This is a genomic window from Paenibacillus sp. ACRRX, assembly GCF_022346885.1.
GTDB lineage: Bacteria > Bacillota > Bacilli > Paenibacillales > Paenibacillaceae > Paenibacillus_B.
Map to the genome: position 1 here is coordinate 69,650 of NZ_JAKRNK010000007.1, position 25,968 is coordinate 95,617.

Sequence of the window (25,968 nt, forward strand, 5' to 3'; positions counted from 1 at the left end):
ATGTAGACCTAAAGATTCTAGGAAGAAATAAAGCCGCTTGCGTGGTGTACGCAAGCGGCTTTATCATGTCTAACCCAATATACATGTTGTTATTTCTTACCGGCTCCAGACATGACCTGAACGATCTCATCCAACAGCAGATCCAGTGTAATCGGATCGTCATAGTTAAACTTGCTGTCTAAGGTATACACATGTCCTTGCTTAACAGCGGGAATCGTCTTCCACATGGAGCTATCCATTAGGTTGTTCTGAGCGGCCATTGTTTCGCTACCGGAGTCGTTTAGGATAAAAATATCAGAGCCCATATAGTCCGGCAGTACTTCGCTGGAAATGTCCACAAAGCGCTCATTCTTATCGACAAGCTGCTGTGTTCCAGCCGAAGGCTTGAATCCAAGCTGTCCATACAGCGTCGTGTTTAAGCCTTGGTTGCCCATGATAAACATATTCTTACCCATAAGCAGCAAGGACACAGCAGTTTCATTCCCTTTAAGCTGCAGCTTGTTCCTAGTGGCGGCTGCTTTTTCTTCATATGCCTTGAACCATGTTTCGGCTGCTTCAGTACGTCCAAGTACGTCTGCTGTAAGCATGACACGATCCTTGGTAGGCGTAGCGTCATCCAGCCCGGTCACGATGGTAGGTGCAATCTTCTCCAGTGATGCAAGTCCCTTCACATCCCAGTCATCAAAAATGATAAGGTCAGGCTCTAAGGCCAGTACCTTCTCTTGTGAGTAAGGATAACCAACATCCGTAATCCCTTTAATCATTTCGGGATAGGCAATCTGGCTGGCGATGACGCTAAGGGTCGCTCCAATTGGCTTGACGCCAATGGCCAGCAGGTCACCCGGGTTGCTGCCGACATATACGACTTTCTGCGGTGCAACTGGAATTTCAACTTCGCGGCCTTGAATGTCTTTGAACATTCGAGTTGCTGCTTTATCGGTATCCGTATTATTTGCTGGCTGGTTCGATGCTGATGTCTGGGCAGGAGGTGCTGCTGCGCCACAGGCGGACAACATCGCTATTATAAACATCATACAAAGAAATACAAGTGTGCGTTTGTTTCTAAACATATGAAAATAGGGCCCCTTTCAAAGATAAAACAAATTTTCAAGATAATGATAATCATTATCAATTAAATTATCATTTAAGAAGTATACACCATGTCCTCTGTCAGGTAAATAGAAATATCGTGTTTTTAATGTAGGGCCTATTAGAAGAAAGTGATAATGATATGTGGAAGGGGATACTAATATGGGAAAAGTCTTATCATCAGCTCACCAGCGCACACTGCTTGAATTAGCGGTACGCGCTGGATGCTAAAGTTTCATACTATATTTATTTAGTAGAAGGGGGAGTAAAGTAACTGGCTGCATTAGGTTATGTTTCAAATCATCATTCTTGCTTCCGAAATATTTCTTGATACTGGCTCGGCGTACTATGGGCATACTTTTTGAAAATGCTAATAAAGTACTTGTAGTCACTAAAGCCGATATCCTGCGCGATTGTATATACTTTGCTATCTCCTGCCTTTAATAAATCGATCGCGATTTGGATGCGATAGCGGTTAACAAACTCATTAAATGTATAACTCGTTTCTGCCTTAAATTTTTGATTTAAATAATAGGCGCTTAAGTCGAGCTGCTCCACGAGATCATGAATGCTGATCTTCTTGGCGTAGTGCTCTTGTACATAGGCGATCATTTTGGCTACATATTTTGATGTTTTGGTTTCTTTTTCTAAAAAACGGCTGTTTATAATCTCTTCTCTTTCTTGCTTGAAGCTGGAGATGACTTCATATTTACGGATTAAATCTACTTTTGCTTTGGCAGATTCCAGTGCTCGGATCAGTTGGTCATCCTCTAATGGTTTTACGAGAAACTCGGTTACACCTAACTGGATAGCTTGCTTGGCAAGATGAAATTCATTATAGCCCGAGATGATGATACTGCTAAACGTGTGCTGCTGCAGCCCCTCTCTAATCATTGAGATGCCATCCTTGATCGGCATGTTGATATCCGAAATGACGATATCAGGCCGAAGTTCGCAGATCTTCTCATAGCCCTCTTGTCCGTTCAGGGCTTCTTCAATGACGATACAATCATATTTCAGCCAATCTATACTAAATCTTATCCCTCTGCGAATCATATCTTCATCTTCTACCAGCAGAACCTTAAACATCATTTTCACCCCATTCGTAAGGAATTGTAAGTGTCACACAGGTGCCTTTTCCTTGCGTACTGTCTATGTGGATACCAGATTGCTCACCATATAACAGCACTAAACGGCGATGAACGTTGTATAGCCCAATATGCTTTGTCGTATTGCTCTGACTCTGTAGGATTTGGTTTACTTGCTGCAACGTCTCTTCGTTCATACCGTGGCCATTGTCATGCACTTCCAGTATTAGCTTACCTGCAGATGTATAAATCCGTATCTCAATAAGCACCTTGCTTTGGTGTTGATAGCCATACTTGATAGCGTTTTCAATGATAGGTTGCAATAGCAGCTTAGGGACGTATACCTCCTGGGTTTCCTCCGCTACGGATATCCGATACTCCAGACGTTCATTAAAACGAATGTGCTGCAGTTTAAGGTAGTCTTGCACATAATTCATATCATCCTGCAGTTGGACACTGCGATCGTGTCCGATGCTGTACCTGAGCAGTCGGGATAAAATCATTACAATGTCTTGTGCTTGATTGGCGTCTATTTTAATGGCATAGCGTAGGGTTTCCAGCACATTAAACATAAAATGCGGATGGAATTGCGATTGCAGCTGTTTTACCTCAATAATGGTGCTGAGCTCTGACAATTCTTTGTTTTTCTCCATCAGATCTTTTAATCGATCCAGCATCACGTTGTATTCATCCCCAAGAATCTCAAATTCATCATTGGTCTGAATGTCGACGTACCCGTTAAAATTCCCCTCGCGCAGCTGCGCTAACGCATGAATTAACTTGTCGATAGATTCAGAATTGCGGGTAGACATTTTATGAGACATGATCTGAATCATGATCCATAACAATACGCTCGCAGCAAGGACAAACACAGACACCGTATAGTAGGTGTATTGCTCGGACTTGTAAGAGTTAAGCGTGACGACTTGAATCGGCGTATCAGGTATCCGTTTGGTATACATATAATACTTGCCATTATTTAATAATACATGCCCCTGGTTATCGAACGTAGGGCTGAATTTATTCAGAACCCCTTTGGTTGCATTGCTTGTAGTGGCAATAATCGTATTATGTTGGTCGGTGATCATCGCAATTTCGTTATTTTGCTCGAAAATAATTTTCTGAATGTCCGATTCGTACAGTTGATAAATGATATATCCAAGCGTTTGCCCGTTCTTAATGATCGCTTTGCCAAACGTATAGCTCGTATCGCGATCATGGGAGTAACGGAAGCTGTTCATTTCGCTCAGCGTATCTTGTGGCCGTTGATGAATCCGGTTAATCAGATTGCTGAAAGCAAAGTTGGACGACAGCACTTCCGGCGGAGCAGAGCTAGCCAGAAAGATGCCTCCCGTACTGACAATATGGAAAATACTCTTCACCTTCTGATGGTTATTAAAATCATAAAATTCAGAGTACACCTTATCACTGCCCAAGTGTGAGTTTACGTAGTTTGTCACAGCAGGTGAGGCAGCCATCCTATTAATCTCGTTGTAGTATTGCTGATACACTTCTGCCATGGACTGACTAATGGATTGGGCAGCCTCGGTTGTCTTTTGAGTCAAATTCATTCTGCCATTAATGATAGTAAACACCAGAAACAATATCATTAACACGGCAAACGGGATAATTGTATATATTCGAAATAAGTGACGGGTTGATTCTTTGAAGTTGCGATACTTTTTATGTTCCATTGTGCCCCCCATCCATACCAAGACCTTTGTTTTATTATACCTTACTGCTGGACAAGGCTGAATATAATCACTTCATCCGAAGGTCATCCAAATACAACCAAGTCGGCCCCTTGATGCAGGTACCGACTTGGAAGTGGTTGAAGCTTATCTGATTAAAGTGAAACTTCTTTTTGCCCGGACAGTTTAAGGAAGGTCAGCAGCGACACGACTGTAATAATGGTAAGGATCGTGGACAGTGCTGCAGCAACCCCGTAGTTCCCGCGAATAACCTCGGTATAAATGGCAACCGTTACGGTCTTTGTCTTGCCCGTATATAGGATGATCGAGGTGCTTAATTCGGTAATGATTGTAATCCAGCTTAAGATAGCACCAGAGACGACACCGGCAAGCATCATCGGCAGTGTAATCTTAAAGAAGGTTCTCATCTGGGAAGCACCCAAGCTGATTGCTGCTTCTTCAATTCCATCATTGATCTGGTGCAAGATGGCGGCACTTGATCGAATCGTATAAGGCAGCCGCCGAATAACAAACGAGATAATCATAATTAACGCAGTTCCGCTTAATGCAAGCGGCTTGTCGTTGAACGTAATCAATAACGCTATCCCTAAAATGGAACCCGGAACGATGTAAGGGAACATTGTGAAAATATCAAGCGTATTGGTTAAGGCGTTCTTTCTGCGAACGGTTACATAAGCGATTAGTATTGCTAACAGAATAATAACGACAAGGGATACGATAGCTAACACAAACGTGTTCGTAATGACGCTCCCGATATTGTTAAATGCATCGCGATAGCTTTGAAGCGAGAAACCTTCTACAAAGATGCGGCCGTTTGATTTCAAGAAAGAAGTATAGATGACGTACAATTGCGGTAACAGTGCAATCAAAGTATACAGATAGATGACGACATGTGCTGCAATATTGCCAATTCCTTTTTTCTTCTTGGATTCAATCGGATTTAGTGCACTCATCGTAAACGATTTACGATTGGAAATGAATTTTTGCATCAGGAAGATCGCTGTTGCAAAGAGAACAACGATGACACTGATTGCAGCTGCAAAGCCATCATCGCCGCCGACTTCACTGATAAATTCATTAAAAATCAGTACAGGGACGGTCTTAAATCCTTCACCAATAAGCATCGGTGTACCGAAATCAGCGAGTGCACGCATGAATACGAGCAGTCCGCCTGCGAGCAGCGTTGGTGTAATGAGTGGAAGCAGCACTCTGCGCATTTTGTTGAAGCCTTTGTAACCCATGCTTTCGGCAGCTTCCATTAACGATTGGTCCACATTTTTTAGTGCTCCGGATACGTACATAAAGATAAGAGGTACCATCTGTAAAGTTAAGACCACTAGTATACCTGTAAAGCCATATATATCAGGCATCGTAATTCCAAACGTGTTACTAATGAATCTGGTAATGACGCCGTTTCTACCTAACAGCAGGATCCAAGAGTAAGCTCCAATGAATGGGGCTGACATCGATGAGATCAGAATTAATACTCGAATAGTAGCATTACCTTTAATCTTAACCGTTGCCATAATATAGGCTAGCGGTGTTGCAATGAGTGCAGCAAGGAATGTCACACTGACGGTTACTTTAATACTGTTAAATAGTGCATTTAAATAATAAGGCTTGCTGAAAAATTTTGTAAAATAGGCGAAGGAAAAGTCACCCGTCGTGCCGTTGTATACACTTTTGATCAACATCGTAAACAAAGGTAATGCAAGAAAGAGAACATAGAAGATAAAGATCAGGAATGAAATGTTGGTCCAGACATCAAATCGTTTGCGTGTCCCCTTCATAGCTGACCGCTCCTTGTATAATTCAATTCACCTGTTGTGTCATACACATTAATTTTATCCTTTTTCACTTTTAGGAAAATAATCTGACCAGGCTCTAATATGTGTGTGGATTTTGATTCCTGCGTAATTTCAATCCGCTGACCGGATTCCAAGTCCACAAAGTAATGAGTGTTCTGGCCTAAAAATACGCTGTGTACAATGGTTGCTTTGATGCCAGTGTTATCCTCAGTGATGATAAACTCTTCAGGACGAACCGAGATTTTGACGTCAAGAGTGGCTTGCTTATCTGATCCCATTAGCTTAATGTTCGTGAGTTCTTCGACGTATTCTACACCGAAATGTAAGTTATAGTGATTGTCTTCTTTTGTAAGACACCCATTGATAATATTGGTCCGGCCGATAAAAGTAGCAACAAACACATTTGCAGGACGCTGATAAATTTCTTGAGGTGTGCCCAAATGCTGAATGATTCCGGATTTCATAACGGCAATCCGATCAGATACCGCCATAGCTTCTTCCTGATCATGCGTTACATATACCGTTGTAATGCCAACTTCTCTTTGAATATCTTTAATGGCATTCCGCATGTCGACCCGAAGCTTGGCGTCCAGATTCGATAGAGGCTCATCCATTAGTAGGACGTCTGGTCGGATGACGATCGCTCTTGCTAGTGCAACACGCTGCTGCTGACCGCCTGACAGATTTTTTGGCATCCGATCTTTATATTGTTCGATTTGAACAACTTTCAAAATCTCATCCACTTTGGAGGCAATTTCAGCTTTGGATAACTTTCGATTCTCAAGGCCGAAAGCGATATTACCTTTGACCGTTAAATGAGGGAAAATCGCATAGCTCTGAAATACCATCCCGATATTTCGTTTTCCCGGTTCCACCTGATTAATAACTCGTTCGTTAAAATTAATTGTTCCGCCTTCAATGCTGTTAAAGCCAGCGAGCATACGCAGCAGAGTTGTCTTTCCACATCCCGAAGGACCAAGGAGGGTGAAAAACTCACCCTTCTTAATCTCCAGGGACAACTCAGGAATGACGGTAGTATCTCCATACTTTTTTACTAAGTCTTTAATGGATATATTCACGCTCATAGTTGTCACCTAATTCTCTATAATTTATTTGATGCTTGTGAACATTTCGATGTAATGCTCTACAATTTTGGATTTATTAGCACTTACATAGTCCGTGTCTTCTTTAATCATGTTGATGTCGGCATATGGCTTCATATGGTCGCCAAGCTTCGTATCTTGACGGAGCGGACGGTTTGTCAATTGCGTACCAAACGCATCCTGAGCATCTTTAGAAAGAATGAAGTCGATAAATTTCTTGGCATTATCCATGTGTGGAGCACCTTTTGTAATCGCGGATGCTGCATCCAGGAATACGGCGCCTTCTTTTGGATACACCACTTCTACCGGAGCACCGTTTTTCACATATGTGCTAGAAGGGTCTTCATAAGTTAAACCAACCACATATTCACCATCAGCTACACTTTTGTGAACCGCGCCGGAACCGCTTGCAATTTTACCATCAAGGTTCTGGATCAACTTGCTGACATAGTCCCAACCTTTATCATTCTCATAATCGCCGCCCATCGCTTGGAGCATATTGGTCAGCTGTGCGAATGCGGAGCTTGAACTCGCTGGGTCAGCCGATGCAATTTTACCTTTAAGCTTTGGATTAAGCAGATCTTCATAACCTTCAATTTTAATGTCGCCAACGAGGTTTTTGTTTACGAGCAGCACGCTTCCATCTGAGATGTAAGGAGTTGCAAATCCTGACGTATTACGATGTCCCTCAATTAAGTTTTTGTCTTCTGGTGATACGTAAGGCTCGTACAAGTCGGCATGTTCACGATAGCCTGCCATAGAACCACCGAACATTACGTCAGCATAAGGATTTTGTTTTTCTGATTGTAAACGCTTTATAATTTCGCCAGTCCCAGCCGTTACAAGCTCAACCGTAATTCCTGTTTGTTTTTCAAACATTGGGATGATTGTCTTAATAATTTCTTCACTGTTCGGACTGTAGATGACGAGTTTATTGGATGCCGCTTGCTCGGACTCGTTATTTCCACATCCACTTAGTGCTCCCATAAACAACATACAAGCCATCACTAATATAGAAAGCCTTTTCATTTTTATTCCCCCTGAACTAAGATCGTTTAGTTGCATGTTCATTGTAGCAAGGATGTTACCGGTTACATAATCCCATAATCCGCAAACATCGTCTAAAATTCGCAACCTATTTTTAATTTGAAGTATCGCTATCGAAGCGTATTCTTGTTATTATTTCCTATAAATAGGTCATTGGATGGGCTGTGAAGGATAGGAATAGTTATGTAAGGGAAAACACGCGAAGTGAACATGTATTAAAGGAATCTTATGCGTACAGAACAAGCGATCATGGACTTGGTATCAGAAGTTGCCAATCAAGATAAGCATATTCGTGCAGTAGCTCTATATGGTTCACGCACGAGCCCGAACGCACTCAAGGATGTATCTCAGGATTTTGATGTTATGTATTAGAGAGGAAGTGAATGCATGTCGCTAGCTCCAGATAAAACGAAGCTGTATCCTAATGACAAGATTAAAACCATTTGTTATATCAAAAATTTGCCAGGTAGACCAAACGTTGAGATTGGTGACTATACCTATTACAGCGATAATACCAGCTCTCCAGAGCGTTTCTATGATCACATCCAGCACCATTATGATTTTTTAGGTGATAAGCTGATTATCGGCAAGTTCTGCGCCTTGGCTGAAGGAGTTACTTTTATTATGAATGGTGCGAATCATCGGATGGATGGATTCACTACATATCCCTTCAATATTTTCGCTGGAGGCTGGGAAAAGGTTACTCCAACGATTGAACAGCTGCCTTTCAAGGGTGATACTCAAATAGGTAATGATGTTTGGCTTGGTCAACATGTCACGATTATGCCAGGTATATCAATTGGTGACGGGGCAATAGTTGCTTCTAATTCAACTGTAGTCAAAAACGTTGAACCGTACACAATTGTTGGCGGCAACCCTGCAAAAATGATTAAGAAGCGTTTCAACGATGAGGTGATTCAGTTATTGTTGGAGCTACAATGGTGGAACTGGGATGAGAAGAAGATATTTGATCACCTTGAGGAATTGGTTTCGATGAATGATATTGACACACTAAAGCAGCTGCTTAGTGAGGAGTAACTGAATTTATTAAAGGTGAGGAGAGGGGAGAGCAATGGACGGAAACAAAACAATATATGAAACCATCGATGCGTATATTTCACAATTTTCTCCTGAAGTTCAGGTTATTCTTGAAGCGGTAAGAAAAGTAATTCGAGATTCAGCACCAGGTGCAAGCGAAAAGATCAGTTATCAAATGCCTACGTTTGTCCTGCATGGCAATTTGGTGCATTTTGCAGCCTATAAGCATCATATTGGCTTTTATCCGACTCCAAGCGGAATCAGCGCATTTGAACAGGAACTATCAGCATTCAAAGGGGCTAAAGGCTCCGTGCAATTTCCGCTTGATCAGCCGATGCCTTATGAATTAATAAGCAAAATTGTACAGTTCAGAGTTGCTGAGAATCTAGAGAAAGCAGAAGCTAAGTTAAAAAAGAAGCAGGACGGCGGCGGTAAAACAACAGTATAAGCAGGACAAGGGACATGCCTCAAGCGTGTCCTTTTTTATTCAGATAATAATCATTATATGTGGTAAAATTTAGGTATCCCTTCTGAGGAGGGAAATCGTGTAAGCATTATCGAACTGTCGTTCTGCCTACAAAACATGAGAGGGATGTGATGTGTCTTGAGCAATTTGACTTTACGATATTTAAAAGTATTGATCGTTTTCTTTACGGCACTTTTTGGAACGGCAATTTTTGCAGGCAATCTGATGGATTATCATTCCAACTATATGTTTGTACAGCATGTGCTGTCGATGGATACTACCTTTGACGGGAATGCGCTTATGTGGCGCTCCATAACGAGTCCGATCCTGCACACGGTGGCCTACGTTGGCATCATTGCTGCGGAAGGCTTGTTCTCTTTGTTCGCCTGGATTGCAGCAGTGAGGATGCTTCGAAACGTAAAGCAAGAAGCAAAGTTGTTTAATAATGCAAAGACTTGCGCATATATCGCCTACATGTTGGCATTCTGTATTTGGTTTTTTGGCTTTGCCATTGTGGGTTCAGAATGGTTTGCGATGTGGCAATCCGATACGTGGAATGGCAAACAAACCGCGATGGACATTACGGAGGTCATGATCGGTTTTGTCATCTTGGTGTCGCTGCGTGATAAGGAACTGGTAGAGGTCTGATCAGAACGTCACTGGATAAACATATCCAGCATCCGCCACATTTCCACCTCTCCTGCGATCTGGAGCGGCGACTGCCCATATGTCGCTCAAAAGGTCGCTTTTACGCCCTGTTAAGGTAACAGTCATCACTTTTATATCCTTGGGATAGTGGTATAATAATGCAGCAACTAGCGCTGTCAATGGATTCCATGGCAGAATAATACCAAAAAAAGAGATGATTACACTGAGTACAATAGATCCCAGTATAAAGAGAAGGACTACGTTCCTGCTGAACAAATATTTCACAGGTGACACGCTTGATTATAAACAAATTATCGCGATAATTATCCCGATATTTGTGGATCAAGCTTTTATTATTTTGATGAGCTTGTTAAATACGGCGATGATCAGCTCATCAGGTGTTGCAGCCGTCAGTGCAGTGAGTATGGTTGATTCGCTGAATATCTTTTTAATTAACGTTTTTGTTGCTGTGGCAACGGGCGGAACCGTTATCGTAGCGCAGTATAAGGGCAGCGGCAACAAGGAGATGGTTGCCAAGTCAGCCGCGCAGGCCATATCTGCCGTGGCCATCTTATCGATCCTGATTAGCGCGCTGGTCATTATTTTTCATAATCCAACGTTAGATTTATTGTTTGGACGGGCTGATGCGGAAGTGTTCGACAATGCGAAATTGTTTCTGATTGGTAGCTGTATCTCTTACCCCTTTATTGCGATTTTCCAAGCTATAACGGGAGCGCTGAGAGGGATTGCCGAGACCAAAGCATGCTTGGGTTTGTCGCTTATTATGAACCTTACCTACTTGGGCTTAAATATTTTGTTTATTACGTTTCTGGATATGGGGGTCGTCGGGTTAATTATTTCGATGATCACAGCAAGAGTATTGGGCATGGTTATTGCGTTAATCTATTTAGTTAAATACAATCAGACGCTGCGGTTCCGCATCCAAAATGCACTTAAGCTTAATTTCTCTATTCTTAAAAAAATTATGATTATTGGCGTTCCATTCGCGGCGGAGCAGATGTTTTTTAATGGCGGAAAGCTATTAACGCAGACGTTTATCGTCCAACTTGGAACGATGGCCATTACAGTGAACGCGATTGGCGGTTCCATCTCATTGGTATTTCAGATCGGGGCAAATGCGTTGAGCATCTCCATAGTAACGGTGGTCGGCCAATGTATCGGGCGACGGAACACTCAAGATGCGAGGAAGTTTATTAAGTCGTTTATATGGCTGTCCTCGATATTTTTTGTTGTGATGGCGGCGATTCTTTTACCTTTATACCCGTTCATCGTGAGCTTATTCTCTCCGCCAGCCAAGATTGTGCCGGATATCTTTCAACTGCTGGTGCTGATTGCAGTCACACAGCCATTTTTATGGTCAATTAGCTTTATTTTGCCTTCCGCCTTACGAGCAGCCGGTGACTCGAATTTTACTTCGATTACGTCGCTGCTTACGATGTGGGTACTCCGTGTAATTTTGGGCTACGTGTTAGGGATAACACTCGGTATGGGAATCATGGGTGTTTGGATTGCGATGGTCATTGAATGGGGCGTTCGTGGCTCGATCTTTGTCTGGCGCTTCAGAGGCGAGAAATGGTATAGCCGTAAATTGATATGATGAGTCGGGCAACGATCGAAGAAGTAACTAGCCACAAATTGTATAGATAGAAAGCTATGAAGAAAGCATGCTGCTGCGATGTATACACATCGACACGAGCGTGCTTTTTCTTTGCAATTGGACATATGAAACGGATCACGCCTAAAGGATTATTGAGTATGACTATACAACCAAAGAATCTATGTTAGGTTCTTCGCTCCTCGCCTATTTTAATATACAAAAATTTATAAAAACAGAATTTATTCTAAATTGATGCTTTAAACAGAAAAATGATAGTATAACTGAAAATTTAGCAAAATCTATTTCTCCTATGCTGCATGCATACGATGAACGTCGACGCGGAGATGGTTTGCAAAATTAATAAATTTTGCATATGTCGGCATACTAAAAATGTTTTTTGTGCCCATTGCATAGGAGGAATTGTTGTGAATCAGCTGTTTCGAAAAAAGTCACTGAGTCTTATGCTTGCTCAAAGTGAGAAAAAAGAACTGGCTCGGGCTATGTCCTTAATGGATTTAATTTTTCTTGGCGTAGGCTGTGTGATCGGTACCGGTATTTTTGTGGTTACTGGTGTGGTAGCGGCAGAAGCTTCTGGACCTGCAATCATGCTATCATTTGCACTCGCAGGCATAGTCTGCGCACTCGCCGCATTTTGTTACGCTGAGTTTTCATCAGCTGTACCTGTTTCGGGAAGCGTGTACACATACACGTATGCAACGTTGGGCGAATTGTGTGCTTTCCTGATTGGATGGGATCTTATGCTTGAGTATGTACTGGCAATCTCTGCTGTAGCAACGGGCTGGTCAGCTTACTTTCAATCCTTGCTTAAGGGCTTTCAAATACATGTCCCCGCCATTGTGTCCTCTGCTCCTGGTGTAGGAAAAGGAGGAATTATCGATTTACCCGCCGTGCTCATCATATTGGCCATCACTGCACTTGTTAGTAAAGGGGTAAAGGAAAGTATTAAATTTAACAACATGATGGTATTTGTCAAATTAGCAGTTATCTTGTTATTTATCGTTGTGGGAATTTGGTATGTTAAACCAGACAACTGGGTGCCATTTGTTCCGTTTGGATTTAACGGGATTATTACAGGTGCAGCTACTGTGTTCTTTGCTTACATCGGGTTTGATGTTATCGCATCAGCATCAGAAGAAGTAAAAAATCCTAAAAAAACGATGCCTATTGGCATAATCGCGTCCTTATTTATTTGTACCCTTGTTTATATGGTCGTATCGGGTGTATTAACAGGGATGATTTCGTATACCGAGTTAAATGTGGGTGCCCCTGTTGCACTAGCACTACAATCAGTTGGACAAAATTCAATAGCGGGTATCATTTCAGTCGGAGCTGTATTTGGGATTACAACTGTTATTCTGGCTTTAATTTATGCGCAAGTTCGCCTAGCCTACGCCATGAGCCGTGATGGATTACTACCGAAGAAGTTCTCGCAAGTCAAAGCCAAGACTCAAACTCCATTCGCTAACACATGGATAACCGGGTTTGTAGCTGCAGGAATTGCAGGCTTTATTGATTTAACCACCCTTGCTCATTTAGTCAATATGGGTACATTGGCTGCATTTACGTTAATATCCATCGCCATTATCGTTTTACGCAAGAAATTCCCGGATTTAAAAGCTTCTTTCCGGGTTCCGTTTGTGCCGGTACTGCCCATTCTTAGTGCATTATTCTGCTTATATTTGGCGGTCAGTTTGCCTTTAATCACTTGGATTTCATTTGTGATATGGATTGGCGTAGGGACGGTCGTATACTTTGTATATTCACGCAAGCATAGCCATTTGAATCAATAAGAGCTTGTACTGTAGGCAAGTTTTCATTTACATCTCCGCTTATTTCTAACATACTGAGAATAGAAGGAAGCATGCTTGTACAGGATAAGGAATGATGCCGGACGGAGACGTTTCCGTCAGGCTGTGTCATTTTATGTGCACAAGCTGTAAAAGCTTACCTTTCATCAAGACAAGCCATTAGGGAGAGTGATCCGATGTTAAGTGAGAAGCTGCTCGACAAGTTAAACGATCAAATGAATTATGAATTTTATTCCTCGCAGGTATATCTGGCCATGGCGGCCTACTGTTCGTCGGAGAGCTTTGATGGGTTTGCTAACTTTTTCATCGTGCAGGCGGAAGAAGAGAAATTCCATGGAATGAAAATATTCCACTTTATTAATACATTGGGCAAGCGTGCGGTGATCAGCGGGATGGAGAACCCTCAGAATGAGTACAGCTCCTTGCTTGACGCTTTTGAACATTCCTATGCGCATGAGCAGTCTGTAACAAAGCGTATCTATGAATTATCCGACATTGCGTGGAATGAACGCGAACATGCGACAATCAACTTCCTCAAGTGGTTTATCGATGAGCAAGTGGAGGAAGAGTCAACCTTCGACAGCATCATTCAAAAGCTTCGTCGTATTGACAATGACAGCAACGCTTTCTATATGCTTGATTCCGAGCTTGCGAAGCGTACGTTCACGCCACCGGCGGGCGAAGCTTAAGCTTATAGTCAGTCTAGAGAATAAAGAAGCTGCTTTCCCTAAGTGTAACAAGAGGGGAGCAGCTTCTTTTTTATCAATATACGCAGCGAATAATTGATCGACCTGCAGGTGGCACGGACAATGAGTGATCCCAACGGAATCACAGCGGGCCTCCCCTAATTCATGGCGTCCAGAGATGTGGAAAGTGCTTGAGCAGCAAATTGCTTGTCAAGCCATCATCACTATTCCAGACACAGTCGAGAAAGTGCACTTTGTTGGCTTGAACAGCGGGTAGTTCGTTCCAGCCTGAAAGTTGACGAAGTGCGGCTTGGGCAGCACTTATATTTCTAGCTGGTCTAACAAGGACGAATAAACGATCACCCATGACATAATCCTCTAACTGTTCCGGTGGAATACAAAAGTACCTGCCCATGTTAGGCCGCACCATTTGCAGGCGCGGATCCATACGGAAGCCAAGTGGATGGTAAACCAGCTTGGCCAATCCCCACATCCGATTCAGCAGATACAACCTTTGATTATGATCATAAAATAGTACGACTGCCGTCTCCGTATCGGTCTGTTGGGAGTGAAGCTCTCTTAGTTCTCTCCACATTTGCTCGATCTGCTGCTCATATTCATCGAGCCAGGCATGAGCTTCCTGCTTGATGCCCAAAATATGAGCTAGCTTGTGCAAACGCTGAGAGAGTGGGGCGTACTCATTAAAGGTAAACGTTGGCGCAATCGAAGCAATCTGTTCGTACTGCTCACTCCCATAACGGCTTAGCAGTACAAGGTCAGGATGCAGTGCACGGATCTTATCTGGAATAGCGGGAAAACCGATTTCCTGTGTATCTTTCAGCCTTGCACGAAACCAGTCCACATGGTGTTGGCGCAAATCGGCTCCCACAAGAGGAACATGAAGTGCAAGCAGATCGCCAAGTGTGCTGGCGTCGTCATAAACGATTCGCTGCGGATGAGTTGGAATGAGAATCTGCCTTCCCCGCCAATCTTTAATGCATTGCTCCGTGCTGTGCAGTTGTGAATACTGGCTTGGTGTCAGACCTGTAATGCGTCGAAAGCGACGGCTAAAGTACTGTTCGTCCATGTAGCCAACTTGGTGTGCCACTTCCCATACACGCATTGTTGATACGGTCAGCAGTTCTTTCGCTTGTTCGATCCGGAGCGCGGTCATATAATCAATTGGTGTCTGGCCCGTTAAGCGCTTGAACATACGACAGAACTGCCAGCGAGGGAGCTTAGACATAGCAGCTAGTTGTTGCACGGTTATATCTTTATGGAAGTTTGCTTGTAAAAAGGAAATGGTATCTATTATGGCTGCTTTAGGATCGGCCGCTGGGACTGGCTGAGCAGTTAGCTGTTCCAGTAATTCACCAAGCAAGGCAAGGAACTGCTGTTGATATTTGAGCCAGGTAAGATCGTCATGTACAGTCGAATATTGAAGCAAGTTTTCTATTATCTCTAATATTTTAGAGACGGAACATTCTCCGTAGTTGAGCTCCATTCCCCATACTTTAGCTAAGTGAAAAGTCTCTCCTCTACGGTGTTCCACTTCAAAGGCTAGTTCATAGAGCAGGCCTTCTTCACTTACGCGTTCTAGTTCGGCAGTTTGGGTAGGGGCAAGAAGGAAATAGGATTGATGTCCCGCTAAATACTGCTGTCGATTCACGCTCAGCTCGACATGTCCTTTTATGATCAGCAGCAAACGGTATTCGGCTGGTCGTGAGACTGTATTATTAATGAGAGCCGGCTTGTCCGACGTTATTTGGCGTATGCTGTTTAAGAAGTAAGAAAGGGAACGCAGCTCGGAGTTCTTTTTCTCTGTTTTGTTCAAAGCCATGGTAGTACCTCCAGCTCAGCTTTAATTGAGAATTATTATCGCTACTATATATCGGAAGTGTATAATATCAAAAAGCCATTTTCAAGGTAAGTCGAAAATGGCTTCGTTCTATAGTGAAATTTGTTATTTAATCAGCATATTTGGGAGTTCATCTAGCAGCAGGTTGGCCGTTGTTGCATCGTCATAATTCCACTTGTAATCCACTCTGACCATCTTTCCATTTTTGACGGCAGGGATACTGGTCCAGATCGGACTTTTCATAAAGGTCTCTAGTTCTGCTTGTCCGCTCTTGTCCACATTCGTGAGTACAAATAAGCGATCCCCAACATATTCATGCAGCAACTCAGCGGACACTTCAGGATAGGCTTGTCCGGCATCGATAACCTCCTGTACTTTGGGAGCAGGTTTAAAGCCAAGCGGGTGATATAAAGTACTCGTTATGCCAGCACTTCCCATGACGTACCACTTCTTATTGCCGAAGAAGACCAGGGCGGTTGCTGTTTCACTTTTACCGATTACTCCGTCCTGTCGCAGCTTGTTCCAACTATTTTTTGCTTTTTGCTCATAGCTCGTAATCCATCTTTCCGCTATTTGTTCTTTTCCGAGTAATTTCCCGAAGTTTCGTACCGTATCTGCTATCGATAATGTGTAATCGTAGGTGATGGTAGGGGCTATTTTAGAAAGATTGTCGTATTCTTTATCATTCATCACATCACCTAGCATAATGAGATCTGGGGTCAGTGACAGTGTCTTTTCCAAATTAATGGGGAAGCCGATATCCTCTAGCTGTTCCACTTCCGGAAATATCGTTTTGTCATAGTAACGTTTATCCAGTCCTACAATGGGTACGTCAAATATTTTCAAGTCACCATAACGATTGCTATTGAGGACAATCCGTTGTGGGTTAACTGGCACTTGAACTTGGTTTCCCTCCGAATCGGTGAACTCTCGCGTAGAGGGAGAGGGGGACGTCGATTTTGTTTTAGATTCTGAAGCAGTCGTCGGTGAACTTACCTTCTCATTTGAATGATCGGATGCTCCGATATTAGTGCAAGCAGCCAGCAGCAGGGCAAGCAGCAGAAATGCAGTTGTCAAGGTATTGAATTTTTTTCTGGAGTATCGTTTCATGAATTGTCTAATCCCCTTATCATAAACATAATTGACACAATTATTGATAATCGTTATCAGTTAGTCTATCTTAGAACAATTATGCTCCTGCACTCAATGGACAAAAAATATGACTTTTGTGCAGACTTTGCTGATAGCAGTCACTCTACGGTTGATTTAGTGCATTGGCAACAGAGGCATTGATTTATCGTCATATACATTCGAAGGAGAGGATGGATGTCATGGAGAATCAATCTTCACGTGTACAGGATACCGTTATTAGAAATTTCTTCACGACTGATGGCAGATTAAAGAGCTTACCCGCTCAACTTAAGAAGAAGTTGATTATATTGGATCATATGGCAGCGCAGCTGGAAAAGGGAAGAAAGTACAAAGAAAAGGAGTTAAACGAGTTTATTAAACTATATCATGATGATTTTGCTACGATTCGCCGGGAGTTTATTATGCATCAATTCATGTATAGGGACAATGATGTATACGAGTTAAATCCAAGGGAGATGTGGGCGCGATGGGAAGCACTGTCGTGAGGATCGTCTTTATAGTTATAGATTAAAGCTGCGATGCGTCATTTCAAAAGAAAACAGACCGTAAACACCTGTGCGAATGACAGGCATTTACGGTCTGTTCTGAATAAGGCGTCTAGTTCGCTGCAGAACAGGACTGAACAATGCTCCACACCGCGTATGGGCCGCTGTTCTGATCTGGCCGTTGATTTTGAGACCACCATTTGGCCTGATAAAGGACACCATTATAAGATGCCTGATGCCCATTCAAGTAGGCGGTGGAAGCATTCCATTCGTTATTCGAGCAAATGCTGCTCTTGACGGTAGTTACGCTGAGCGGAGCGCTTGCCTCGGACAGGTTGTTGCTGCCGTCTCTTGCTTTGACAGTAATCGTGTAGGTTGTGCCTGGGTTAAGAGAATGAAGGGTTGCGGAAGTACTGGATGTCCATGCGCTTGGAAGCAGGTTCCCATTCACAAATATATCATAGCCAACTAAAGTCACATCATCCGTGGTCGCATCCCATGTGAGGGTTACATTGTCCTGTGCGGTAGCTGCAGCCACTAATCCTGTTGGTGCGAGCGGAGCAATGATATCATGCGGCACGCTGCCGGGTGCTTTCAGATTCTTAATCATTTCCCTGAGATTAGGCATGAATCCGATCTTGTCGCGAGCCGGGTCAGCTGTCGGTGTATTGTACGCAGCACTCTTTATCAGTCTGCGCAGCTCAGCCGGTGAGTATGGGGTGCCAAATGTTGCCTTGGCGATCCCTTGCATGGAGATGGCCGATGCTGTCACGATCGGAGACGCTGCTGATGTGCCGGCAAAGTCCTTCATGTAACCCGTGGTAGAGTTCGCGTCAACGGCATCGAGTGTGTGCACATCCCATGATCCCCATGCATACGCATCGATACGATTGCCGTGCGTACTGAAGCCCATGCGTTTATGGGGCAGACTGGCGCTGGCTGCTCCAACGATTATCGCACCTGAATCGCGGAAGTCCGGGTGATTCGGATTCAGGATGTACTTACCATCGACCGTTTGGAACCGATCCAGGTCTACGTTGCCGTTACCGGCTGCTTCAACAACGGTGATACCGCGATTGACCGCATATTGAATGGCGTCGAATTCCGCAGGATATACTTCGATCGGGATATACCCTGAGGCAGTAGGATAACTAGTCTGTGCCTCAAGCAAGATGACATCGCCTGCTGATAACGTATTGGCTGCAACGATGATTGCTTCCGCGGTATTGTATGTATAATTTGTGCGGTGCTGGGAAGAGGCAAATGGCTGCGCTTTACTTGCCAGGCCAATATTGCCGATCGTATTATCTACCGCAGCCACTTGTCCGAGTACGGCTGTACCGTGTCCGAAGTACAAGGCATTTAAGCTGCCAGGCAGCAAGGGAATGGCGTGATTGACCAGGTCCTCATGGTTAAAGGCCCAGCCTTGTTCGACATCAACCCACTTGATGCCTTTGCCATCGCCCCCCTCGAACTGCCATGCATAAGGCGCATGAATACCTGATGGAGCGGGAGAGGCATAACCTTGAAGCGGATAGTTAGGATCATCGTCAGGTTGTACGGGTGTAGAGTTAGGTGTGAGTGGGATAGATGGGGCCATTACTGGCTGCGGCTTGATGTAAGCTTCCTCGACAAGCGGCGAATCCTTGAACTGCTTTAGAAGAATGTCCATGTTAGCACCGTCTGGAATAGACACGGTATAGTATTGTTCGAAAACGGATAGATTTCCTGGTGCTGAAAAGAGGGACTGTGAGTTGTTATCTAGTATGGAAAATAAACGACTGAAGTTTAATTGTGGGACTTGTGTAAGTGCGGCATGAAGTGAAGGATCTTGAAGTGCCTTAACTTCGGCATCAATTTGATTTTGATACGGTATATCGACATGCGGCTTAAACTTGACGACAATCTCTTCGGGATACTTGAATGTAGGAGACAAGGGAGCCGACGGAGGATCTGCTTCTACTGCGTTAGCAAGGCCGCCATGGAACGATGATAGGGACATAAATAATACGGTGGCCATGATGAGGGGGATGATACGATTACGTTTCATATATTCTCTCCTCTTTCGTATAGTAGCTGTCGAAAGCTACTATATATGGACGTGCGCTTCTGGTCAAGCCCTATGTATTCGTATACAAAGGGCTCAGCGGATGATAGCTAGCGTTTTCACCTTGGGGAAAAAAGCACGCAAAGCATCCTCATGATAGCACAATCCTTCTAAATTATTTATTATAGTAAAATAATGGTATTTTATATATGATAGAGAAGGCAAGATCAATACGATTTTGTCTATCATATTATTTAGGAGGGTTTCGATGAAGTCAAAAAAGTCTTTACTTAGCGTATTGGCGTTAGGGGCTTTTGCTATCATGATCAGCACTGCTCCTGTATATGCGACAGTTACTTCTTTCGCGAAATGGCCAAGCAGAATCCATACGATGAACGTCTCGTTGAGTTCAAAAGATGCTGCTGCCTGGAACGAAGGGGCTGCCAAATGGAGAAATGCTTCACATTTTAGCCTGACAACGGTTGTAGGTGCAGCGACAAAATATTATGCCTACGATGTTAACGACTCCAGAGTAGATTGGGACGGTATTGCCGATTATACGGTCACGAATGGAATGATCTCGAATGCGCAACTAAGAATGAATACGTATTATACCTCTACTGCCAAATACACATCAGCTATTAAAGCAGCTGTCACGGGTCATGAGATTGGCCACTCCCTCGGTTTGAATCATACTTCTATTGTAGAAACCAGTTCCATCATGCATCCCTATACGTTTAACAGTGACGGTACAAGAGCACGTGCGCTATCTCCTTCTGCTTCTGATCTTGCGGTTGTTAACAACTTGTATCCATTAATGAACGGGGTAATACAAGAGGGCACAAGCTCAAACCAAAAGGCGAGCGGTGTATATCTGCATCCGTCTTGGGCTGTTCACTATAAAAACGAGCAGCAGTTAGCCAAGGCGGCTGATCTAGTCGTCCAAGGTAGAGTGGTTGCCGAGGCGGGCAGCAAGTATGAAGAAGGGGAGTATCATACTTATGTTACGCAAGCTAAAGTTAAAGTTAAGCAAGTGATGAAGGGAGACCGGTCTCAAGCAGGTGCACAGATCCGGATTGCCCAGATGGGTGGAAGTGATGGCAGGTTGAATGTATATGCTGAGCATACAACTTATTTGCAAGCCAATCAGGAAGTGGTTTTGTTCCTGCGCAAATCAAATGATGGTACGTATAAGCCTCTTAATGAAGACGATGGTGTGTTTATTCTTCAAAATGGTCAGTTTAACAATATATCTAGTCAAAATCAGCTTCACTTTTAAACGTGTATTTGTAAAATTATAGCGGCGCAGCTGAAACAATTGGATACCAAGGAGCGTTAAGATACTGAGGTGATGTATCGTGAGGAAATTAGTTATGATCCTAGCCATTCTCCTTCTCAGTGCCTGTATGAATAACGAGACAGCAAAGAAGGCGGATCCTGCAACACTAGAGCCACGTTTGCAATCCGCTGCTTCTTTTCCTTACCCCTCGGTGAGATGGAATCATCAAACGTACCGAATAACCGACGTCACCTTATCGGAAGTAGACGAAGAACTAGGAGAAATCGCAGGTTACTCTCTGGATGAGACCGAGACGTTGACCGAACCTTATTCCAACTACTATCGAGAAGGTACCAAGCTTTATGCAATCAAAGGAGAGTCCAGCAGTAAGGCGATTGCGATTAAGGCATGGGAAGGGATATACATTCAAGCGGTTGCTGCACCTTAGTATTATCAGTGCGGTATTTGTCGTTAACGTTTATGTGAATTTACAAATATGACTATTTTTATTGTTGAAGCGTGGTATAATTGCAGGAAATAGATGGGAGTGAGGTGCGATATGCCCGTTCAAACATTTAGAGCAACTGCAAGTCTGCAGGAAGGCATGGTCGTGAAGGCGCAATCCAGAAATTTCGAAATTACGTTAGACGAGCCTAAATACTTAGGCGGTACAGATACAGCTATGAATCCGGTAGAGTTACTATTATGTGCGCTGGGAGCCTGTCAATCCATTGTTGCCCGCGTATATGCCCCTAAGTTCAACATTGAACTGGAGGAATTCCGAGTAGAAGTGGAAGGGGACCTGGATACGGACGGTTTTATGAACAAATCAGACGTTCGGCGAGGGTACTCGGATATCAGGTACAATATTCACGTGAAGTCAAATGCTACGCTTGAGCAGGTAGAGGAATTCGTTCAGTTTATTGAGCGAACTTGTCCGGTAGGAGATTCCATCAGCAATCCAGTTAATCTGATGCTGAATCGAATTGTATTAGAATAACGGCATGTGTCCGCATGAGACTGTTCGCATTTATAAATAATAAGCAAGCCCCCTTATGGGGGCTTTTCCTATTTAGTGGGCTATTATGAGATACGAATCAGCTTATGTTGTGCCATTATCCGGTTTGTATGAAGTTTTCCTATATGACATTTGTCATGCCTCGTACTTGACGTTTATGACTACTACAAACCAGATGAATTTCCTATACTGAAAATAGGAATCTACAGCCGTGCGAACGGCGGAGACGTTCTATGCGCCCTATAGTAGGAGGAAAAAGATAAAATGAATCAATCCAAGCTGGCTAACTTAAAGAAAAATGTCGCACCCTACGAGCAAATCGATACGAAGTCGAGTATTAAGCAGATCATAAACACTTTAGTACCTCTGGTTCTGCTTTGGTACGCTGCATATTTAAGCCTTTCCGTATCTTATTGGCTCACAGTCCCAATTGCAGTGCTTGCTTCTGGATTTGTCATACGTACATTTATCATATTCCATGACTGTTGTCACCAGTCTTTCTTCAAGAGCCGTATGGCTAACGATATATTAGGCACGATTACAGGCGTATTGACGCTTGTGCCTTATCAGCAATGGAAAAATAGCCACTCGATCCATCATGCGACGAGCAGTAATCTGGACAAACGGGGTACCGGGGATATGTGGGTGCTGACCATTGATGAATATAAGGCAGCGCCTTTATTTACGCGTATCGCATACCGTATCTATCGGAATCCGATTGTCATGCTGGGTTTGGGCCCGATCTTTATCTTTTTGATCTCTTATCGCTTTAATCACAAAGGAGCAAGAAGAAAAGAACGGATCAATACTTATGTAACGAATGTATCTATTGTGGCTTTATATACGATTTTGGTTTGGGCAATCGGTTGGCAGGCATTTGTGCTTGTACAGGGCCCGATCTTTTTCTTGTCGGGTGTACTTGGTATTTGGCTGTTCTACGTGCAGCATCAGTTTGAGGATTCCTACTTTGAGCATGAAGAAGAATGGAGTTACGTACAGGCGGCTGTAGAAGGCAGTTCTTATTACAAACTGCCAAAGCTGCTGCAATGGATAACTGGCAATATCGGGTTTCACCATGTTCACCATTTAAGTCCGAAGGTGCCTAACTATAATTTGGAGAAGGCGCATAATGCGACACCGCCCCTTCAGAAGGCGACAACGATCACGCTGCGCACCAGCTTGAAGTCTTTACGCTTCCGGTTGTGGGATGAGGAGAACAAGACGTTTGTCAGCTTTAAGGATTTAAAGCAGCTCCAGCACAGGCTTGGTCGCTTATCGGATAAAGTGAGCAATCGCAGACCGAAGGTGCAGGGCGAATAACGAATGATCAGAAAATAGCCGTTTTGTGCTACTATACAATTAAATACGTATTCAGCTTAGAGTAAGGAAGGAGGAAGACGAGCATGCAGAAATGGTATCAAATATTTCACCGTAATACGGGACTTAGTCCGTACGTATGGGTCGTCTTTTACATCCTTCCTTTTTATTTTATATTTCGGGCTTCTTCCACCTATGAGGTCGTTATCGGGATTGTGATGATTGTTGCTTTTTTTATCTGCTACATGCTTTCTTTTGTTTCAAAAGGTTGGCTTGTTTACTTTTGGACCTCCTTACAGATCATCATCTCCGTTACGATGACGATGCAGTTCGGATACGTTTATTTCTCCCTGTTTTTGGCGTTTTTTATTGGCAACATTCAGCATTGGATCGGATTTGTAACACTATATTCTATCCATTTAGTTACGACGGTTGTGACCATTAATGTTGGATTTGTGACCAAGAACTCGCTGCTCATTACGCAGTTGCCTTTTGTCCTCGTCAGTCTGATTGGAGTCATTCTACTTCCTGTGACAACTTATAACCGTAACAAGCGGGACAAACTCCAAGGTCAACTGGAGGATGCAAATAAGCGGATCTCTGAGCTCGTCAAGCTGGAGGAACGTCAACGAATTGCCCGTGATCTGCATGATACTCTGGGTCAGAAGCTTTCTTTGATCGGCTTAAAGAGTGATTTGGCTGGGAAATTAATAAGCAAGAATCCAGCTCAGGCCCAAGTGGAAATTAACGATGTCCGTCAAACAGCCAGAAGCGCCCTTAAAGAAGTGCGGGAGATGGTGACTCAGATGCGGGGCACACGGCTAGAAGATGAGATGTTCCGCATCAAGCAAATCTTAAAGGCGGCAGAGATTGAGTTTACGATGGAGGGCGACGAGAAGCTAAGCAATACCTCTTTGTTAAATGAGAATGTACTCAGTATGTGTCTCAAGGAGGCTGTAACCAATATCGTGAAGCATAGTAGCGCTTCGACATGCTCGATTATGATCCAACCGTCAAGGACTGAGCTGTGCGTCAAGGTGCAGGATAATGGCATCGGCATTGCAAGCGAGTCTCCTTATACGAGAGGTAACGGGCTGCGGGGTATGAAGGAGCGGCTTGAGTTTGTAAATGGATGTATGGAAATCTATTCAGATAGAGGTACAACGGTCATCATTAAAGTACCAAACGTATTTAAGCAGCCAGAAGAGGAGGGAAGCTCATGATCCGAATCGTAATTGCGGAGGACCAGAGAATGCTGCTTGGAGCGCTCGCTTCCTTGCTTGATCTGGAGGACGATATGAGTGTTGTCGGCAGGGCAAGCAACGGTGAGGAAGCTGTAAAGCTTGTGCATCTCCACAAGCCCGACATCTGTGTCATGGATATTGAGATGCCTGGAAAGAGCGGGCTTGATGCAGCCGAGGAATTAAAAGGATTTGGCTGCAAGGTGATGATATTAACAACTTTTGCACGGCCTGGTTATTTTGAACGGGCACTCAAAGCGGGAGCCAATGGTTATTTGTTAAAAGACAGCCCAAGTGAGGAACTGGCGGATTCCATCAGAAGCATTATGGCAGGTAGACGTATTTATGCTTCAGAACTGGTAGACGAGGCTTATGGAGAAGAGAATCCATTAACCGAGCGCGAGAAGGAAGTACTGAGTCTGATTGCCGATGGGAAGAACACCAAACAAATTGCGGATCAATTGTATCTTACGACAGGAACCGTGCGGAATTATATCTCAGTTATTCTCGACAAGCTTAATGTAGGAAATCGAATTGAAGCCATTACCCGTTTTAAAGAGAAGGGCTGGTTCAAGTAAATAGAGATCAGAAGAAGATGTGGCTTATATATGGTAATATGATCTTGATAAGTAATAACGGGGAGCTGACGCTCCTCTTTTTGTTATACAACGAGGCTTATTTTATTACTGATGAGCGAATTGGTGAAAGGAATAAGGAGAACAGGATGACATCTACTATACATATACCTCGATTAGGGGTAGGTGCGGTTATTCAAAATGAGAACAACGAAATTTTGCTCGTGCTGCGAAACCGGAGTCCCGAGAAAGGAACATGGAGTATCCCGGGGGGAAAGGTGGATCTGTATGAGTATTTGGAGAGCTGTGTTATACGAGAGGTGAAAGAGGAGGTAAACCTGGATATCGAAGTGAAGGGCCTATTAACTACAGCGGAAACGATACGAGCCGAGGATGGGGAACATTGGGTATCCGTTATTTATGATACCATTGTTCGAAGCGGTGAGGCTTGTAATATGGAAGAAGACGGAGCGATCGGCGCAGTACGTTGGTTTCCGATTGATCAGCTTCCTGACAATTTGGCATGTTTCACCGTACCTGCAATAGAAAAGCTGCGGGAGCGAGCCGGCCTCGAAAAGTAAGGAATCATTCAGCTACAGGAAGAATACCTATGCTCTAAAACGAACGAGCATCGCTGTCGCTAACTTGAATGTTCGAATTCGAGCGGTTTATAATAAACGTAATCTTTCCATTTGGGGTGAAGCGGATGTCTTACCGTATCGTTCGAGGTAGCTAGTTTTCGGGCTGGAAAAATACGCGTGCCAGCCATCAAGGGGGTAGTCTGCCCTTTTGATCTTACGAACTATGCTGATGAACGACAGGTTGGACGGTTTCGCAATTATCACGTTTTAATTATGGAAAGGG

Annotated in this window: 23 protein-coding genes and 1 pseudogene; 15 read left to right on the plus strand and 9 right to left on the minus strand. The window is 43.6% G+C overall.

The annotated features are described in order from the left end of the window. Positions 1 to 89: 89 nt before the first annotated feature. The 6 genes from MH117_RS19445 to MH117_RS19470 all read right to left on the minus strand — a co-directional run bounded on the left by MH117_RS19445 (position 90) and on the right by MH117_RS19470 (position 7,829). Positions 90 to 1,070 carry an ABC transporter substrate-binding protein gene (locus tag MH117_RS19445; protein WP_239331496.1) on the minus strand — a complete coding sequence of 327 codons (981 nt, stop codon included), beginning with the start codon at positions 1,068 to 1,070 and terminating at the stop codon, positions 90 to 92. A gap of 322 nt (positions 1,071 to 1,392) precedes the next feature. After that, positions 1,393 to 2,178: a response regulator transcription factor gene (locus tag MH117_RS19450; protein ID WP_239331498.1), complete on the minus strand. Its 786-nt coding sequence runs from the start codon at positions 2,176 to 2,178 to the stop codon at positions 1,393 to 1,395. Next, positions 2,171 to 3,871 carry a sensor histidine kinase gene (locus MH117_RS19455; protein WP_239331500.1) on the minus strand — a complete coding sequence of 567 codons (1,701 nt, stop codon included), beginning with the start codon at positions 3,869 to 3,871 and terminating at the stop codon, positions 2,171 to 2,173. The genes MH117_RS19450 and MH117_RS19455 overlap by 8 nt, the downstream gene beginning before the upstream one ends. Before the next feature lie 152 nt (positions 3,872 to 4,023). Beyond that, a complete protein-coding gene (locus MH117_RS19460) occupies positions 4,024 to 5,679 on the minus strand; it encodes an ABC transporter permease (protein ID WP_239331502.1) in 1,656 nt (551 codons plus the stop codon). After that, the gene (locus tag MH117_RS19465) at positions 5,676 to 6,782 is read right to left on the minus strand and encodes an ABC transporter ATP-binding protein (protein WP_239331504.1); all 1,107 of its coding nucleotides are present in this window, start codon (positions 6,780 to 6,782) and stop codon (positions 5,676 to 5,678) included. Before MH117_RS19465 ends, MH117_RS19460 begins: the two co-directional genes overlap by 4 nt. A gap of 24 nt (positions 6,783 to 6,806) precedes the next feature. Beyond that, positions 6,807 to 7,829, minus strand: coding sequence for an ABC transporter substrate-binding protein (locus MH117_RS19470; protein WP_239331506.1), 1,023 nt, complete (start codon positions 7,827 to 7,829; stop codon positions 6,807 to 6,809). Between the two features lie 246 nt (positions 7,830 to 8,075). Here MH117_RS19470 and MH117_RS19475 point away from each other — a divergent pair, with 246 nt between their 5' ends. The 7 genes from MH117_RS19475 (at position 8,076) to MH117_RS19505 (ending at position 14,135) form a co-directional block, all read left to right on the plus strand. Next, the gene (locus MH117_RS19475) at positions 8,076 to 8,219 is read left to right on the plus strand and encodes an aminoglycoside 6-adenylyltransferase (protein WP_239331508.1); all 144 of its coding nucleotides are present in this window, start codon (positions 8,076 to 8,078) and stop codon (positions 8,217 to 8,219) included. Between the two features lie 15 nt (positions 8,220 to 8,234). Further along, positions 8,235 to 8,885, plus strand: coding sequence for a Vat family streptogramin A O-acetyltransferase (locus MH117_RS19480; RefSeq protein ID WP_239331510.1), 651 nt, complete (start codon positions 8,235 to 8,237; stop codon positions 8,883 to 8,885). A gap of 34 nt (positions 8,886 to 8,919) precedes the next feature. After that, the gene (locus MH117_RS19485) at positions 8,920 to 9,333 is read left to right on the plus strand and encodes an iron chaperone (protein ID WP_239331512.1); all 414 of its coding nucleotides are present in this window, start codon (positions 8,920 to 8,922) and stop codon (positions 9,331 to 9,333) included. 156 nt (positions 9,334 to 9,489) lie between these two features. Then, complete coding sequence (locus MH117_RS19490) at positions 9,490 to 9,999, plus strand: DUF2165 family protein (RefSeq protein ID WP_239331514.1); 510 nt, start codon at positions 9,490 to 9,492, stop codon at positions 9,997 to 9,999. Positions 10,000 to 10,213: 214 nt separating this feature from the next. Continuing rightward, positions 10,214 to 11,617: an MATE family efflux transporter gene (locus tag MH117_RS19495; RefSeq protein WP_481857287.1), complete on the plus strand. Its 1,404-nt coding sequence runs from the start codon at positions 10,214 to 10,216 to the stop codon at positions 11,615 to 11,617. A 425-nt stretch (positions 11,618 to 12,042) separates the two neighbouring features. Further along, a complete protein-coding gene (gene bcaP / locus MH117_RS19500; protein WP_239331516.1) occupies positions 12,043 to 13,428 on the plus strand; it encodes a branched-chain amino acid transporter BcaP in 1,386 nt (461 codons plus the stop codon). A gap of 194 nt (positions 13,429 to 13,622) precedes the next feature. Next, the gene (locus tag MH117_RS19505; protein ID WP_239331518.1) at positions 13,623 to 14,135 is read left to right on the plus strand and encodes a ferritin; all 513 of its coding nucleotides are present in this window, start codon (positions 13,623 to 13,625) and stop codon (positions 14,133 to 14,135) included. Positions 14,136 to 14,295: 160 nt separating this feature from the next. Here MH117_RS19505 and MH117_RS19510 read toward each other — a convergent pair whose 3' ends face one another. Together MH117_RS19510 and MH117_RS19515 are read right to left on the minus strand one after the other, a co-directional pair. Then, on the minus strand, positions 14,296 to 15,972 hold the full coding sequence (locus MH117_RS19510; RefSeq protein WP_239331520.1) for an AraC family transcriptional regulator: 1,677 nt from the start codon (positions 15,970 to 15,972) through the stop codon (positions 14,296 to 14,298). 123 nt (positions 15,973 to 16,095) lie between these two features. Then, positions 16,096 to 17,100 carry an ABC transporter substrate-binding protein gene (locus tag MH117_RS19515; protein WP_239331522.1) on the minus strand — a complete coding sequence of 335 codons (1,005 nt, stop codon included), beginning with the start codon at positions 17,098 to 17,100 and terminating at the stop codon, positions 16,096 to 16,098. Between the two features lie 158 nt (positions 17,101 to 17,258). Here MH117_RS19515 and MH117_RS19520 point away from each other — a divergent pair. Further along, positions 17,259 to 17,627 (plus strand): annotated as a pseudogene (locus tag MH117_RS19520) (DUF2087 domain-containing protein); the annotation flags it as partial. A gap of 112 nt (positions 17,628 to 17,739) precedes the next feature. Here the strand turns inward: MH117_RS19520 and MH117_RS19525 are convergent. Then, positions 17,740 to 19,677 (minus strand): S8 family serine peptidase, encoded by a 1,938-nt coding sequence (locus MH117_RS19525; RefSeq protein WP_239331524.1) that lies wholly within the window; start codon positions 19,675 to 19,677, stop codon positions 17,740 to 17,742. 265 nt (positions 19,678 to 19,942) lie between these two features. On the opposite strand from MH117_RS19525, the gene MH117_RS19530 reads away from it, so the two are divergent. From MH117_RS19530 to MH117_RS19560, 7 genes are all read left to right on the plus strand, one after another. Further along, positions 19,943 to 20,953 carry a matrixin family metalloprotease gene (locus MH117_RS19530; RefSeq protein WP_239331526.1) on the plus strand — a complete coding sequence of 337 codons (1,011 nt, stop codon included), beginning with the start codon at positions 19,943 to 19,945 and terminating at the stop codon, positions 20,951 to 20,953. Positions 20,954 to 21,080: 127 nt separating this feature from the next. Further along, positions 21,081 to 21,401, plus strand: coding sequence for a hypothetical protein (locus MH117_RS19535; RefSeq protein WP_239331528.1), 321 nt, complete (start codon positions 21,081 to 21,083; stop codon positions 21,399 to 21,401). Between the two features lie 111 nt (positions 21,402 to 21,512). Further along, positions 21,513 to 21,953 carry an OsmC family protein gene (locus MH117_RS19540; RefSeq protein ID WP_239331530.1) on the plus strand — a complete coding sequence of 147 codons (441 nt, stop codon included), beginning with the start codon at positions 21,513 to 21,515 and terminating at the stop codon, positions 21,951 to 21,953. Positions 21,954 to 22,235: 282 nt separating this feature from the next. Then, positions 22,236 to 23,291 carry a Delta(5) desaturase DesA gene (desA, locus tag MH117_RS19545; RefSeq protein ID WP_239331532.1) on the plus strand — a complete coding sequence of 352 codons (1,056 nt, stop codon included), beginning with the start codon at positions 22,236 to 22,238 and terminating at the stop codon, positions 23,289 to 23,291. Between the two features lie 83 nt (positions 23,292 to 23,374). Next, the gene (locus MH117_RS19550; protein WP_239331534.1) at positions 23,375 to 24,511 is read left to right on the plus strand and encodes a sensor histidine kinase; all 1,137 of its coding nucleotides are present in this window, start codon (positions 23,375 to 23,377) and stop codon (positions 24,509 to 24,511) included. After that, complete coding sequence (locus MH117_RS19555; RefSeq protein ID WP_239331536.1) at positions 24,508 to 25,107, plus strand: response regulator transcription factor; 600 nt, start codon at positions 24,508 to 24,510, stop codon at positions 25,105 to 25,107. The genes MH117_RS19550 and MH117_RS19555 overlap by 4 nt, the downstream gene beginning before the upstream one ends. A gap of 146 nt (positions 25,108 to 25,253) precedes the next feature. Then, positions 25,254 to 25,685 (plus strand): NUDIX domain-containing protein, encoded by a 432-nt coding sequence (locus tag MH117_RS19560; RefSeq protein WP_239331538.1) that lies wholly within the window; start codon positions 25,254 to 25,256, stop codon positions 25,683 to 25,685. Positions 25,686 to 25,968: the final 283 nt, after the last annotated feature.